Origin of the sequence: Hyphomicrobium sp. GJ21, from assembly GCF_001006785.1 — a bacterium.
Classification (GTDB): Bacteria; Pseudomonadota; Alphaproteobacteria; order Rhizobiales; family Hyphomicrobiaceae; genus Hyphomicrobium_B.
Genome location: NZ_CDHO01000001.1, coordinates 573622 through 589398, shown reverse-complemented (window position 1 = coordinate 589398; position 15777 = coordinate 573622). Strand labels below are relative to the sequence as shown.

Genomic DNA, 15777 nt, shown 5'->3' with positions numbered 1-15777 from the left:
AAGTTTACGTTCCGGCGTGCTGTCCCGCCGCGGAGGCAGAAGATCACCGAAACGTGCCGGAAACTCGACATTGATGCAAATGAGATTATGGCCAGCGCGTGAAGCGACCGTTAAATTGCGCCCGTTTTGATGTCCGGGCCGCACACAATCGCAAATCGACAAGCTTCCCCTGCTGCTCTGCAAAAGCGAGCCCATCACCCCTATATCAAGCCGGACGAAAATCCCTCAAATACTCATACCGATCAGAAAGGTATCCCGATGGCATTGACCGCGGACACGATCGAACGGGCCGGACACTTCTCAATCGGCGGAGATTTGCCGGTCGTGAGGCTGGGCTTTGGAGCGATGCGCATCACGGGCGCCGGAGTCTGGGGAGAGCCCGAAGACCGCGAGGAAAGCCTGCGAACGCTCCGCCGCCTTCCCGAGCTAGGCATCAACCTGATCGATACGGCGGACTCCTACGGACCCGAGGTGAGCGAACGCCTCATTCGCGAAGCCCTCCATCCCTATAAAGGTCTCGTCATCGCAACCAAAGGTGGTTTGCTCCGCCCGGCTCCCGGAACATGGGTGCCGCTCGGCAAACCCGAATACCTGCGTCAGCAGGTCATTCTCAGCATTCGGAGGCTCGGCGTCGAACGCATCGACCTCTGGCAGCTCCATCGCATCGATCCGAAAACGCCGCAGAACGAACAGTTCGAGGTCATCAAAGCCATGCAGGCGGAAGGCCTCATTCGCCACGTTGGACTGAGCGAGGTCAGCGTCAAGGACATTCAGGCGGCGCAGAAATACTTCCAGGTCGCCACCGTCCAGAACCTCTACAATCTCGCAAACCGGAGCAGCGAGGACGTCCTAGACTTCTGCGAGCAGAACGGCATCGGATTCATTCCGTGGTTCCCGCTTGCGGCGGGCGATCTCGCCAAACCCGGTTCGCGCCTCGACACCATCGCCAAGAAGCATAAGGCCGCGCCGAGCCAGATCGCACTCGCCTGGCTCCTCCGCCGCAGTCCCAACATGCTGCCGATTCCGGGCACGTCGAAGGTTCGCCATCTCGAGGAAAACGTCGCCTCCGTCGCGATCGACCTGTCGGATGCCGACGTCGAAGCGTTGAACGAGATCGGTAAGGCCTAGAGTGCTCAACCGGTTTTCCGATAGGAAGCACGACCAAACAAAAACCTAGAGCCGATCCGCGATTCAACGAAAAACGGAAAGGCTCTAGGCTAGCTTGACGCTCGGCTTCACGGGAGGTGTGCGCGCGAACGAGCTCGCCATCTCCCGAAGCAGAGCACGAACCTCGGGGTGCTCGTTGCGGTCCCACTCCGAGAGCATGTGCTTTAGATCATCCTCGCGCCGGCGCAGCAGACGATCGTAGGCGGCGCGCCCCTCATGCGTCAGCTCGATCGAGTCTCCCGACTCTGTGGCAAGTCCCGCTGCCAGCAGTCCTGAGATCAATCGCGCGATATACGCGTCATCGATCGCAAGCCGCTTTTCGAGTTCCGCGCGAACTTCGCGGCCACCGCGCTCCGCGATACGAGCCAACAGCCAATATTCGTCCGGCTCGACGGCCAAGCCGATGCTCTTCGCGGACTCCTGGTACACGCGCCAACGATTTTCGCGCGACGTGTTGCGCTCGACGATGCGATGCAATTCCGCAAGCGATGTCGCATCGCGCGGCATCTGCAGCGGATCGTTCGCAGGCTCCGGAGCAAGGCTGGTCCTGAGTGGCACTTCCTTGATGGCGAGCGTCAGCAGAAAGCTGACGAACGCCAGCGCCGACGCGGTCATGAACACAGGCCGAAGCGATTCCACGAACAGTGTGTGATAGGTCGCGCGCAAGGTGTCCGACAGGCCCGCGATGACGGAGGGGTCGTTTGTAATCTCGGCGAGCTGCGGCGCAGAAGTGCTCAGTTTATGATGTAGCGTAAAGGAAAAGATTCCGCCGAACAGTGCCGCGCCGACCGCGCCGCCGATGGACCGGAACAGCGTCGTCCCCGAGGTCGCGACGCCGAGTTGCTCATAGGCGACCGCATTCTGCACCGACATCACCAGGATCTGCATCACCATGCCGAGCCCGAGGCCAAGGCACAACATATAGACCGACGCCGTCTCGGCCGATGTCGCGAGCGTCATTCTCGAAAGAAACACAAGCCCGAGCGTCATCAACCCGGTACCGAACACCGGAAACATCTTGTAGCGCCCAATCCGGCTTATGATTTGGCCGCTCGTGACCGAGCTGACGAAAACGCCAAGCATCATCGGCGTCATGTGCAAACCGGCGCTCGTCGGATCGAGACCTTGCACGATCTGCAGATAAACCGGCATCAGCGTGATCGATCCGAACAGCGCCATGCCAACGATGAAACCAACCGACGACGCGATAACGAACGCACGTTCCTTGAACAGCGACAGCGGCAACAGCGGATCGGGGACGACCGTTTCCGCATACAGGAACCACCCGAATGCGAGAACGCCGAGTGCTGAAAACGCAAACAGGCTGACCGGCGCTTCCCGCGCCAGCGTCGCGCCGAGACTCGTAACGATTACGACGCACGTCAGCGTGATCGCAAGCAGGCCCGCACCGACATAGTCGATCTCCACTCGCTCCTTGCGCGCGTGCGGCCGGAACGTTCGGTTTATCACGAGCAGCGCAGCGAGCCCGAACGGAACGTTGATGAGAAAGATCCAACGCCACGACATGTTGTCGACGATGAAGCCGCCGATCAGCGGACCGAGCACGGTCGAAAGCCCGAAAATTCCGCCGAAGAATCCCTGATATCGGCCACGTTCGCGCGGCGGCACCACGTCGCCGACCACGGCGATCGCAGTCACGATCAAGCCGCCGCCGCCGAGGCCCTGCACGATGCGGAACGCAATCAGCTCGGGGAGATTTTGCGCGAGACCGCAAAGCGCGGACCCCACCAGAAAAATGATGACGGCCGCCTGCAAGATGAGCCGGCGCCCGAAAAGATCGCCGAGCTTTCCGTAAAGCGGCACCACCACAGTCGTGGCGAGTAGGTACGCCGTGACGATCCACGAAAGATGCGACAGGCCGCCGATCTCGCGAACAATGGTCGGCAGCGCTGTCGAGACGATCGTTTGATCGAGCGACGCAAGCAGCAGAACGAGCGCCAGGGCGCCGAAGATCGCGAGGCGACGCCGCGTTTCGCTCTGGGCGTCATCGGAATTTTCCACGGTCGGACTTTGCATGCCGTCGAACGTCCCTCACAGCAATATGCGGCTTCCGCCGGCAACATCCCGAATGCGACGCGATCGGCCGCGTCGGCGTTATCCGCGTTCAACACCCGGAATTGAGCAAAGTTCGGGTGTTGGAACCAGCCTGCAATCATGCGGTTAGGCGAAAATCGGGCAGGGCTGCGTAGACGACTTGCATTGGCGCAGCAAGACCGCAGGTGTGTGGATATTTCACGGCTCACGCGCCGCATAAGCAACACAACTCGCTCTAAGCTAGGCAGCGTGCGAGGTTCGATTGGCGCCGAAACCGCGAATATGATAGCCGAACAAAATTGAAACTCCGGAGTCGATGATGCGAGCACGGGCGGCTCAGATCGCAGCGATGGCGCTATTCTGTATTGGCGGACCGATCACCGCGTCGGCCAGCCCAGCGCTGCTCTTCGAATTGTCGACCGGCAAGGTGCTTTACTCGGAAGACATCGACGACGTCTGGTACCCTGCGTCTCTGACCAAGTTGACGACGGCTTATCTTGCGTTCCAAGCGATCAAGGACGGCAAGCTTCGTCTCACCGACAAAATCCCATGCTCTCTCGTTGCAACGCTGCAGCCGCCGAGCAAAGCCGGTCTCAATGTCGGCGACACGCTGACCGTCGAGCAGGCGCTCCAAGCCGTCATCATAAAGTCGGCGAATGACGTGACGGTCATGCTCGCCGAAGCGATTTCAGGCAGTGAAACGAACTTCATCGAGCAGATGAACGCGACTGCTCAGCGCCTTGGCATGACGCGTACGCATTTCGACAACACCAACGGGCTTCCGTCTCCCGGCCAGCTGACAAGCGCACGCGACCTTGCACGCATCGCCCGCGCCATCGTCACCGACTTCCCTGAGTACGCCAGCTATTGGTCGATGCCCGCGATGCGCCTCGGCAAGCGCCGCCTCGGTAGTCACAACGCCTTGCTCAAAACCTTCCCCGGCGCTGACGGCATGAAGACGGGATTCACCTGCGATTCCGGCTACAACGTCGCCGCGTCCGCAACGCGTGACGGCCGCCGCCTCGTGGCCATCGTGCTCGGCGAGTCATCCGGTAATGAGCGCGCTGTCCGTTCGGCGGCATTACTGGAGTACGGCTTTCAGTACTACGATTGGAAAGCCATGTTTAATATGCCGACAATCGACACGCTTCCGGTCGATCCCAACGCCAAGGGCGTTTTGTCGGTTCGCGACACGGTCGCAGCCACCAGTTGCGGCGGAGGCCATCGCCACCGCGGCGCGAAGCACCGTGCGAAGCCCAAACTGACGGCGAAAAACAAAGCGATCAAGAAAAAGAGCGATGCAGCCGACCAGCCACAGGATGCGGCGAGCGGCAGTGCTGACGGTGCGCCCGCGCCGGCGGCCACGCCATCGAAGGGCGCTCAATCGAAAGCCGCCCAAGCCGCGTCACCCTGATCGGCGCTGCTATCAGACAATAAGATCGAGTGGCCCCTGCCTATAAGTGCAGCCGGGCGGATCGCGATCGCCGGGAAAAGGATCTGCGTCCTCGTCATTGCTGCCGTCGCCGGGATCTTCATCATTGCGACGTGCGCTCGGCGGCGGCTGAGGTTCCCGCCGTCCCGCTTCGGCCTGCGGGTCATCTCGTTGATCGCCCGTCCCAGAGTCGGCCTGAACGCGTACTATTCCGGCACGACCGTCCATCGCCTCCGACGCGGACGCGGACGCCACGGCTAGGCCGAGAACCGCTCCCGCCGCCAACACGCCTAGAACAAACCTCATAAACGGCCTTTCGGATGCGCGAGCGAGCCTATGACAAGACGCAATTAACCTAAGTCGAATATGGCGCCGCGGGAAGCCCAGGTGATGTGGCTTCAATTTTGCTTTCAGTGGTCCGTCAACCGGTAAGTAAGCCTGGAGTAGGACCATACAATGTCGTCGACGTCGCCAATTACCCGGATCAAAGAGCCGGACTTTACCCCGACGCCTCGGGATGTCGGCGCGATGGCGGAAGTTTTAGAGGGTCGACACGGCGCTTTCGCCGCGGCGATCGCTGACTTCTTCGCAATCTATCACGGCGAGAAAGGAGACGCCGGCCGCGCATGGGCCTGGAGCGGCGTCGCAGAACTCGTCCGCCAGCGCGAACGAACACGACTGGAAAGCTGAGTAGCAGACAGGAATTTGTTGTGACGACCGCGACCGTACAGCCCGTCGACGTCGATGCCGCCACTGTAACGCGTACCGAAACGAAGCAAGCCGGCGTGGTCGCCGCCGTCCGCGCACGCGTCTCGAGCGTCCTGACGCAGGCCGTCAATGTGCTGGCCGCGCGCGGTGAGCGCGAACGGACACAACGCGATGCCCTCGTCGCGTTCGCGGTCCGCGTTCTGAGCGCAGGCCTTCTCTATCTGACGCAGATCGTTCTCGCTCGCTGGATGGGCGGCTACCAGTACGGCATCTACGTTTCGGTTTGGACGTGGGTGCTGATCCTCGGCGCCATCCCGCACCTTGGCTTGAACCTCGCTTCAATCCGTCTCGCCCCGGTCTATCGCGAGACAGGCGATTTCGAACGCCTGCGCGGTCTGGTGCACGGCAGCCGTCTGTTCGCGCTCGCGAGCGGCACGGCGGTCATGATGGCCGGACTGCTGGGCGTATGGCTGTTTCAGGATCACATCCAGAGCCAATTCGTATTGCCTGTCTATCTCGCGCTCGTCTGCATTCCGCTCTACGCGCTGACCGATGTGCAGGACGGCATCGGACGCGGCAACGCCTGGATGAGCATCGCGCTCGTCCCGCCGTATATCTTCCGTCCGCTGTTGCTCCTCGCAGCCATGTTCGCCGCCTACGCGGCCGATCTGCCGATGAATGCCGCGACCGCCGCCGCCGCCGCGATCGTCGCGACATGGCTTTCGGGAATCGTCCAGGCTGTGCTGATCAACCGGAGCATGCGCGAAACGGTGCCGCCCGGACCGCGAACCGTCGACTTCGCGGCATGGTTCAAGATTTCGCTGCCGCTGCTCGCGATGATGAGCGCCGAGCTACTGCTTCAGAACACCGATATTCTGGTCGTGACGCACTTCATGTCGCCCGCCGATGTCGGCATTTACTTCGCCGCCGGCAAGACAATGGCGCTGATCATGTTCGTCCACTACGCCGTCGGCAGCGCCGTTGCGCATAAGTTTGCGGCCCTGCACGCACGCGGCGACCACGATGGACTCCGAAGCTTCGTGAAGGACGCGGTCAACTGGACGTTCTGGCCGTCGCTTGCGAGCGCCATCGTCATTCTGGCGCTCGGCAAGCCGTTGCTGTCGCTGTTCGGCCCGCAATTCGAAAGCGGCTATCCGGTAATGTTCATTCTCGTCATTGGCTTCCTCATGCGTTCCGCGATGGGACCGGCCGAATATCTTCTGAACATGCTTGGCGAACAGAAAATTTGCGCGACGGTCTTGTTCGGCGCTGCACTTGCGAACATCGCGCTGAACTTCATCCTGGTGCCGCGCTTCGGACTTGTCGGAGCAGCCAGCGCCACCGCGATGTCGCTGACCAGCGCTGCATTATTGAACGCGATCGTCGTCTGGCACCGCCTCGACATCAAAATCGCGATCTGGAAAAACCTGCCGAAGTTCTAGTGCCGGCGGCCGGCTCGCGGAACGCGAGTAGCCGCCACAGGGCCCGCGCTTGCTGCCGGCTCCGCGAAGCGGAGTCGCAAGCGCAATCAAAAATCCGCAAGCACCAACGAGGACTCCTCACATCGGCGAGGCGAGAACGAGCGTCCAGAAGGATTTGAATTCGGTCTTCGGGTCCTGCACCAGCGCGATGCCCATGTGCGTCGCATCTCGCGTGAGCAGATTTTTGTTGTGGCCGGGGCTCTCTTCCCAGCCACGCATGACTTCATTGAAGTCGACCTGGCCCGTGCCGACGTTCTCCGCCGTCAGACGCGCGCGATAGCCCGCCCGCTTGACGCGATCCCACGGATTCGAGCCGTCGGACCCATAGTGCGAAATGCGGTCGAACTTCGCGAGATCGCGCGAATGCGATTTCGCCGCTTCCGTCAGCTCGGGGTTGAGCTTCAACGGCTTCAGCCCGTTCTTCTTGCGATAGGCATTGATGACGTCGCGCGCCATCTCCGCATTGAGCGACGTGCGCGAGTAATCGCGATCGCTCAGAATGCCCGGCGCGGCTTTCTCGAAGCTGCCGCTCGGAGCCTTGTCGAGCGACGCGACCTTGACGTTGCCGCGCGGCGTTGACGGCTCTCCGCCGAGACCGACGCTCTTGACCGACGGCGACGACAGCGAGGCCGTCGTTGCAGGCTCGGTGAAACCTGTCGAAAGGGACGTTGAACCGAGGCTGCAGCCGGCCAATGCCGTTGCCAGCCCGGTAGCGAGCGCGACGCGATACATAACAGCTACTCCCGGCACGTGACGTGCGCGAAACTCCATCATTGCCGGAAATCCGTTAACGCGATGTTAACACTAACAGGACGCGAATCGCGCCTCATATCGCGACGAAACGATTTTGCAGATCCTCGCATGAGGGTCCCTCACGTGCCCATTCCCGCCCCACCTGATTTCGCGCCAACAAGGTGTCGCGATTTTGACCGCCGGGCGGCGAAAGCCTGACGGCAAAGTCTGTCGCGAGCACTTCGCCTTCGTCGATGGCCGCGGCTGTGGGTCGTGGCGTCCAACCCTCTTGGAAGTGCCCGGCCGATCATCAACAGTCGTCGCGGCAACTTGATTCGTGCCGGGAGACCTTCGATGAGTGCAGCCATCGGACAACCTGAGCGAAAATTCGAAGCTCACGAACCTGCGCTGACCGCGAAGGACCTGGTGCTGCTGCGCATTTCCGCCGGAACCGCGACCCGCGCCGACCTTCAGCGCGACGTGGCGCCGCTTCTCGCTCCAAGGCTGACGGGCGCCGAATTCCGGCGCTCGGCCGAGCTTGGCATCAGCAATCTCATTGGCAGCCAGCTCGTCTCCGAAAGCAAAAGCCGCCTGACCTGCACCGGCAAGGGCCTTCAGGTTGCACAAGCCCTTCTTGCCTCGGCCAAAGCTCCCTGCGCGACATGGCCCGACGTCAAGTTCGCCCTCCTCGTGCGCGCACTTCGAACCAGCGACACCCCGGCGATCCGTAAAACCGTGCAGCGGGCCGAAGGTCTGGCCGCACTTGTGTTGCAGCATCACTTCGGAAAATCGACGGCCCGCGCGCAGTCGCCCGCCGACCTGCGCGGCGACCTGGCGATCATCGCGCTGGAACGCGCCTTCGGAAACAAGATCAAAACCGGCTTCAAGAAAGGCGCGGGCCTGCCTGCGAAGCCGGGCCGCGTTCTCGCAGGTCAGCTGTTCAAGCAGCCGCGTGAGATCGCAACCGACGGCAAGCTGATCGTCCACCTCGCGTGCGAAATCGCCGGCAGCCGCGAGCAGTCGCTCGAAGGTCTCGAACTGGCGGTCCTTCGCGGTCTGATGTCGCCGAAGGACGACTCGGATGCGCTGTCAGCACAGTCTGCCCGCCCGCAACGGGCGGAAGCGTCACCGCGTCCCATTCGCCCGCCGACACCGAAACCGGCCAACGATCGCGCCCCGATCTCCGAGATTGCGCCGCTAGCCCCGCGTTCTCCGTCGCCGCCGGACATGCCGGAATTTTGCCGCGCTGTGATCGATGCGGCACGTCCTGTCTCAGAGGGCTGGCCAGGCAACCGGAAGGCGTTTATCTCTTTGGTCTGGAAGGCGATTCGCAACACGCGGCCCGACTGGGGGTTATCCGAGATTGCGTTCAAAGGCATGCTCGCTGAAGCCCACCGTTCGGGTCAGGTCGAACTCGCGACCGCCGATCTCAAGGACGGCCGCGACCTGAAATCGCTCGAGGATTCGAAGATCCTCTACAAGAACACCGTCTGGCATTTCGTGCGCGTCCAAGATTAAAAGGTATTTCGGTTCGCAATGGGCGTTGAAGGCGGTCCACTCAAAAAGGCGTCGTTTGCTCACTCGCTCGCTCCTGACAAGCTGAGCGAGGCGTTCGAGCATTCGATTACCTGGGAGGATGATCTCTGGCGGGCCGATCCGGTCGACGTGCCGGAAATCCACGCCAAGGCGCGCCAGAAATTCAACGATCTGCTGACGACGATCACCTCGGGACGCGGCTATCACACGCCAGAGCGCATCCTGCTGTTTCACGGCCAGTCCGGCGCCGGAAAAACGCACCTTCTGCGCGCGCTCCGAACCGATTCCCATCGCACGGGACAAAGCTACTTCGGCTACGCGCAGATGACGCCGGACGTGCAGAACTACGCCGACTTCTATCTGCGCCGCCTCGTCCACTCGCTCGAAAAGCCCTACGACCCCGATCGCTTTGGCGAGTCCGCTCTGTCGCGGCTGACGAACCACATGGTTCTCGATTCCGAGGTCATTTCCTCGGCTGATCTCGAAAAGCTGCGCGACGCGACGCTCGACGACAAGCAGCTGGCGCGCCTGATCCTGCGTCTCGCCGACCAGATCGTCGCCTGCGACAAATTCCAGACGCGCGAGCTCGACATCAATATCGTGCGCGCACTTCTCTATCTCCAGCGCCGCGACCCGCGCATCGACCAGCGCATCCGCCAGTATCTCAACGGCCGCCAGCTGACCGCAATCGCCCACGAAGCCGTCAGCGCGCTCGATCCGAACGACGGCGAGGACCGCGCCTTCGAAATCATCGCCGCCCTCGGCGCACTCGTCTGGACGGTCGATCGCGCCGCGCTCGTCTTCTGCATCGACCAGGTCGAAGACCTCCGCTTCTTCGACAATGCCGAGGACCGTTTCCAGCGCGCCGTGCGCGATCTCATTCAGATCGCCAACCGCTCGACGAACGCGATCATCATCATCTCGTGCCTGGAAGACTTCTACGGCCAGGTGCGCAGCCTCGTCGCGCAGTCCTACATCGACCGCATCGAGAAATCCGGTCCCGTGCTTCTGCGCGAAAGCCGGACGCCGGAAGAAGCGCGCCTGATCATCTCGAAACGTCTGGCGCATCATTCGGAAACGCATGGCGGCGGACTGAGCTTCCCAGACGCCTCGCAGTTCTTCGGACCGCAGTTCTTCGAAGAATTCGGCGGGCTATCGACGCGCCGTCTTCTGGAGCACGCGCAATCTCGTCTCAGAGAAGCAACCTCCACCGAAGGCGACGAACGCGAGCCCGAGGAAAATCGTCCGTCCTTCATCTCGACGCTCGCGCAGGCACTTGGCGCGGCAGTCGGGTTCGGCTCGGCCGACGAAGAAACGCCGACGATCTCCGCCGTGCAGTTCCGCGAAATGTGGGAACGCTTCGCCAACGAGAGCGAAGCCGAAATGCCAGCCGACGATCAGGAGCTGGTCGACATTCTTTCATCCGCGCTGTCACTTGCGCGCGACGAATGGGGCAAGGCGATCGAAGTCACCGTCAAGCGCCTCGAGCTTGGCGACGATCTCCCGGCCTTCGATCTGACAGTCCGCCATCGCACCGGCTTCGCCAACGATGTGCGCGTCTTCCTATGCAACCGCCCAACCCAGGGCGGCGGCCTGAAGCGTCAGCTCGACAAGGTGCTGACGGCAATGCAGGGCAAGCCCTGCTTCATGCTGCGCGCCAGCGACTTCCCGCCGAACAAGAAGAACCAGACGGCGCAGGCATTCCGCAAATTCCGCGACGGCGGCGGCCGCCAGCTACTCGTGCCGATCCCCGAATGGGAACGCATGATGACGGTGCGCGAGTTCACCGCCCATCACCGCACCGACCCCGGCATGACGCAGTGGCTCGAAGGCACGAAGCCGCTCTCGAGCCTGATCTCGATCATCCATCTTCTGCGTCTCGATCTGTTGGGCCGCCCCGTGCCGCGCCTCGTCGCCAAGGAAATGGACGACCCGCAGTCGTCGCTCGACGGATTCGACACGCTGTCGGCCGAGCAGGCGCGCGCATCGCATCCGGGCGACGGCGAGCCGGGCCTGCCCGCAAACGACGACGATCTGCCGATGTCGGTCATCCTCGATGAGAACGGCAGCTACGGCGCCAGCATTCTTGCCGGCGGCGAGAAGAACAACCGCAACCGTCCCGTCACGCTGAACAAGAGCGTTCTGAAACGTCACGCTGCGTTCTTGGGCGGCTCAGGCTCCGGTAAGACAACGCTCGCGCTGTCGCTGATCGAGCAGCTTCTTCTGCGCGGCATCCCAGCAGTCCTGATCGACCGCAAGGGCGACCTCGCGAGCTACGCCAACCCCGACGTCTGGCGCGCCAACGACAACGAAGCCTCCGACCGTCGCGCCGAGCGCGAAAAGCTCGCCGACGCCATCGACGTCGCGGTCTACACGCCGGGCCGCGCCTCCGGCCGCCCGATCTCGATCACGCTGCTGCCGAACGGCATCAACGAACTGCCCGAGCACGAACAGCAGTTGCTGGCGAACCTGTCGGCCGCCGCCCTCGGCGAAATGCTACATCTGAAGAACTCCGCGACGCATCAGAAGCAGTCCGGTGTTCTGGCTGTCGCGTTGCGTGTTCTGGGCTCGCTGTCGACCAGCGAAGTCACGCTCGCGGACTTGATCCGTCTTCTGGAAGACGAGCATCCGGAACTAACAGACCAGACGCAGCGCATGGACCCGTCGGGCAAACTCCGTCGCGATCTCGTCGCGCAGCTCGACTCGCTGCGCTTGCGCAATGCCGCCCTGTTCGAAGGCGGCGGCGAAAGCCTGCGCATGGAAAGCCTGCTCGGACTTGGCCGCTACCAGCGCCCGAACCGTACGCGCCTGTCGGTCATCTACACCGGCTTCCTCGGCGACAACGAAAACATCCTCTTCTGGGTCTCGCAATTCCTCTCCGAGGCGCTGCGCTTCTGCCAGCGCAACCCGAACGACGAGTTGCAGGCCGTCGTCATGTTCGACGAAGCCGACCTCTACATTCCGGCGAACTCCAAGCCCGCGACCGCCGAGCCTCTCCAGAGCCTCTTGAAGCGCGCCCGCTCCGCCGGTCTCGGCATGATGCTCGCGACCCAGTCGCCGGGCGACCTCGACTATAAGAGCCGCGATCAGATCACGAGCTGGTTCATCGGCCGCGTGCGCGAGGACACGGCCCTCCGTAAGCTCAAGGCAGCGTTCCAATCGGAATCGGGCCTCGACCCGGCCTCGGCGCTTCCCGGCCAGACGGTCGGCGAATTCCATTTGGTCCAGGAAGGTCTGGTACGGCCGATGAAGGCGCAGCGCTCGCTGATTGCCGCCGAGCAGGTGCCCTTCGATCGCATCGAGCAGTTGGCTGCCGAAACCCGCGGAATTGACGAACGCCAACTCCGGCTATTTGATCTTCGTTAATTTCTGCAAATCCGAATTGAACTGGCCAAACGCTATTCAATTTGCATTTCAATGCCCGAAATACTCCGTGATAGTGCGCTGCCTATAGTTGTGGCTTCTTTTGCAGCCGCAATCCGACCATCTCAATGTAATACTTTGAAAACAAAACAGATTTTTGTCGACCCGTACACCGCTTGAAAGGCAAATCCGCGAAATTGCGAAACCTTTGTTATGCGTGCCCGTCAATACAGCCGGGAGCCGCAAAATAAGGCAGGGGTCTGTCAACAAAGACTGCGTCGAGATATTATGAGGATGGCTGACGATGTGGGAATGCGGTCAGCCACGCAGTTAGGGGGCGGCCCTCTCTCAGCGAAAAAAGAACGCGACGACCGAGGGGGCAAACCGGTCGGATGTGGTCTTCGTGAATGGCCGAGGCAGTTGGGAGTAAACCCTTTCGAGTTCAGTGCGGGGTAAGTGTCATGGTGGCGAAGCCTTTCGTCATGATGGTCGTTGCGACTCTAGTCGGTCCAGCAATCGGCGTCGGTCTTTTCATTCTCGTCAGCAATTTCTAAGCGCGGAGTCGAGTCCCGGCGTTCGCCGTCGGAAGCGTCCGTCGCACGCTCGCGGCCACATCACTCGCGGCCTGAGAGTTGCCTTGGACGTCCACGGCCGCACAAATGCCATGAGTTGGCGTGAATGCCGCCGCGAGCCCGTTGAGCTGGCGCCTTAAACTCCAATTATGCAGGCCGTACGACAGCCGCGTTCAGCGCGGCGCGAGTGCGGCTTGCGGCAATGCTATCCATTCTTCGCCTTTTCACGGCGCTCAGCGAGATTTGTCTGAGGCTCCCGCGCCAGGTCGTGCGCCGCCTGATGTCGGCGGTCGCGTTCAATCCGAAGCTCGGGCCAATCCGCCACGTTTTCACGGCGACGTCGCTCTATGTCCTTTTCGCGCTCGTGCTCGTCTACATCGCGGCCCCGATCCGCGGCTACATCGGCGATCTCACACTGCACGAAAAGCTTGGCTATGACGCCGAGCGCTGGCTCGCGACAGCCATCTACGATCCCAAAGGCAACTTCGTCGGCACCTTCGACCCCCGCCTCGATAGCCTGCGCGACGTCAACTACACCGACAGCGACATCGAACTCGGCAATTACGTTGCCAGTCCCGATCACAAATCCATTCCCGTGCGCGACGTCCCCGAGCAGTACTGGCGATGCCTGACGTATCATGAAGACCGCTACCTCGGCGGCGCGCTCAACCCATTCGGCATCGATCTCATCGGCGTCCTGAAAATCCCCGTCACGACGATCACGCATTCGATTAGCGCGGGGCGTCCGATGTTGGGTGTCGGCGGTTCGACGCTGCCGATGCAGTTCGCACGCGTCATCTATAAAACGCCGCCCCACGCAGGCGAGGGCGGCATCACCAAACTCCGCCGCAAGCTCGGCGAATGGTGGCTCGCGCCCGTCATCTATCGCGAGCTCACGCGCAACGGCGACGATACGCTGCTGAAACAGTGGGCCGCGAACCACATCTGGCTGGCGCAGCGAACCGGCGGCCAGCCGCTGCACGGCGTCGAAGTCACCAGCCAGGTCGTCTTCGGCAAGGAAGCGAAAGACCTTTCGACCGCCGAGCAGTTCGTGCTCGCGTCCGCCGTCAACAAGCCGATCATTCTGCTCCAAGGCAACGACCGCCTGAACGCGGTGCGCCTCGACCGCTGGCGCTACATCACCGAAGTTCGCGCCCGCACCTGCGCCGAAAAGCTCATCACCGATGAAGCCGAGCAGCGCAAAGTCGTCTTCGAGCTGATGGCGCTCGCAGGCGGCCCGCCAGATCCGAAAGTGAAGCCGAAGCTCGAGGCGGCGCTCGAACGCTTCGTCCCCGACCAGGTGAAGCGCGCAGAAGCCAACCCGATGATCCGTGCCAACCTGCTGCTCCCTGCAGCCCGCTTCGGCATCCGCGAGGAGATGAAGCAGAGCTACGGCTTCGGCTGGCGCGACTACGTACGCGGCGTCACGACGACATTCGACATCGGCGAGAACCTCGCATTCCGCGAAAAGCTCGATGCCAAGCTGACGGCGCTCAACACCGAATGGGCATCACGCATCAACGCCGCATTCACGCTCGATCCGAAGAAGGTCGCCGCCGACAAGACGTTGCCGAATGTGATCGTCGTGGCGGCCGACGCCGAGGGCCGCATCGTGCGCTATTACGAGACCGGCGAGACCGCTGCTTACTTCGGTTCGCTGCCCGCGCGCCGCTCGTCCGATGGCGTCTACGATCCCGCGTCCGAAAGCCGTCAGGTCGCCTCAACCGGCAAAATGCTGCTCGCCATCGCGCTCGCCAACCAGGGCCGCGACACGGGCGAAAGTCCCTATTCCGATCCGGCCGCTCCGGCGCAAGGCCTCGACACCTGTGCCAGAGGCACCAGCCAGCAGAACCGCAAGGCGATCGTCGCGTTCGCCTGCTCGCTCAACGCGCCGCTGATCAATCGCGGCGCTGCACTCGGACAAGCGCCGATCCGGCGGCTGATCGATGGCTTCGGCTTCACGATGCCGCCCGCTGCCGCAACGGGCGGAACGCCGCCGTCGACTGCCGTCGTCCTCGGCCAGATCGCCGGTGCCCCGCGCCGCGTGCATTTCATGTCGAGCGTGGTGCTGGCTTCCTTGATCGGCAGGAGCGACCGGCCGATGCGTCCGCCGACGATGATCAAGACCTACGACTACACGCAGAAAGGCCAGAACGGCGGCGGCATCGCGGCCGAAGCACGCCCGGCCGTCATTCCAAAATCTTTGATCCGGCCGCGCGGGACAGGGTTGATCCGGACGTTGCTCGAAGCCCCGCTCTGCTACGAGACAGGTGGCAAGTCCTACGGCACGCTGAAAAGCATCGCGAAGTGGTGCGCCCGGCGGCGCGGTGACTTGCGCCTGCATTTCGCCAAGACCGGGACCTCCGTCACGCTCGATCCGAACGCGACCGTCGACGCCTGGGCGAGCGGCGGCCTGCAGTTCGCGAACGGCGCCGCCTATTCCTATGTCGTTCTCGTCGGCACCGGGAATGCGTCGCAGCCTTGGGCGCACGATCTGCACGCCGCCCAGGTCGCCGCGCCGTTGCTCGAAGTCCTGCTCGGCGACCTTGCCGATCACGCGAAGGCGAACCCGCGACGCGATCTGCTGCCGCCGCCGCGAGTCAAATCCGCGCCGCGCATTTCGAAGGCAGCGCCACCGGCCGCAAGCTCGAAAGTATTTGCCAGCAAAGCGCTCGAACGCTCGCCGTCCGACGAACAGCTTCGCACGCTGACGTCGAACTGAGCGCGCCTG

General features: G+C 62.4%; 10 protein-coding genes. 7 read left to right on the top strand and 3 right to left on the bottom strand.

What is annotated here, in order from left to right:
- Positions 1-258 precede the first annotated feature (258 nt).
- Positions 259-1128, top strand: coding sequence for an aldo/keto reductase (locus HYPGJ_RS02770; protein WP_046845724.1), 870 nt, complete (start codon positions 259-261; stop codon positions 1126-1128).
- A gap of 84 nt (positions 1129-1212) precedes the next feature.
- Here the strand turns inward: HYPGJ_RS02770 and HYPGJ_RS02765 are convergent, their stop codons facing one another.
- Positions 1213-3204, bottom strand: coding sequence for an MFS transporter (locus HYPGJ_RS02765; protein WP_046845723.1), 1992 nt, complete (start codon positions 3202-3204; stop codon positions 1213-1215).
- 337 nt (positions 3205-3541) lie between these two features.
- Here HYPGJ_RS02765 and HYPGJ_RS02760 point away from each other — a divergent pair, with 337 nt between their 5' ends.
- Positions 3542-4636, top strand: a complete 1095-nt coding sequence (locus HYPGJ_RS02760) for a D-alanyl-D-alanine carboxypeptidase family protein (protein ID WP_046845845.1) — start codon at positions 3542-3544, stop codon at positions 4634-4636.
- A gap of 12 nt (positions 4637-4648) precedes the next feature.
- Here the strand turns inward: HYPGJ_RS02760 and HYPGJ_RS19020 are convergent, their stop codons facing one another.
- A complete protein-coding gene (locus tag HYPGJ_RS19020; RefSeq protein ID WP_143440474.1) occupies positions 4649-4960 on the bottom strand; it encodes a hypothetical protein in 312 nt (103 codons plus the stop codon).
- 150 nt (positions 4961-5110) lie between these two features.
- On the opposite strand from HYPGJ_RS19020, the gene HYPGJ_RS02750 reads away from it, so the two are divergent.
- The gene (locus HYPGJ_RS02750) at positions 5111-5344 is read left to right on the top strand and encodes a hypothetical protein (protein ID WP_046845721.1); all 234 of its coding nucleotides are present in this window, start codon (positions 5111-5113) and stop codon (positions 5342-5344) included.
- Between the two features lie 20 nt (positions 5345-5364).
- The gene (locus HYPGJ_RS02745; protein ID WP_052750769.1) at positions 5365-6804 is read left to right on the top strand and encodes a lipopolysaccharide biosynthesis protein; all 1440 of its coding nucleotides are present in this window, start codon (positions 5365-5367) and stop codon (positions 6802-6804) included.
- A gap of 117 nt (positions 6805-6921) precedes the next feature.
- On the opposite strand, the gene HYPGJ_RS02740 is transcribed toward HYPGJ_RS02745, so the two are convergent.
- On the bottom strand, positions 6922-7575 hold the full coding sequence (locus HYPGJ_RS02740; protein WP_046845720.1) for a CAP domain-containing protein: 654 nt from the start codon (positions 7573-7575) through the stop codon (positions 6922-6924).
- Between the two features lie 354 nt (positions 7576-7929).
- On the opposite strand from HYPGJ_RS02740, the gene HYPGJ_RS02735 reads away from it, so the two are divergent.
- From HYPGJ_RS02735 to HYPGJ_RS02725, 3 genes are all read left to right on the top strand, one after another.
- On the top strand, positions 7930-9093 hold the full coding sequence (locus tag HYPGJ_RS02735; RefSeq protein ID WP_046845719.1) for a hypothetical protein: 1164 nt from the start codon (positions 7930-7932) through the stop codon (positions 9091-9093).
- Between the two features lie 18 nt (positions 9094-9111).
- Entirely contained in the window at positions 9112-12477 is a 3366-nt protein-coding gene (locus HYPGJ_RS02730; RefSeq protein ID WP_046845718.1) for a helicase HerA-like domain-containing protein, read from the top strand.
- A 771-nt stretch (positions 12478-13248) separates the two neighbouring features.
- Entirely contained in the window at positions 13249-15768 is a 2520-nt protein-coding gene (locus HYPGJ_RS02725) for a transglycosylase domain-containing protein (protein ID WP_046845717.1), read from the top strand.
- The last annotated feature ends 9 nt before the right edge of the window (positions 15769-15777 follow it).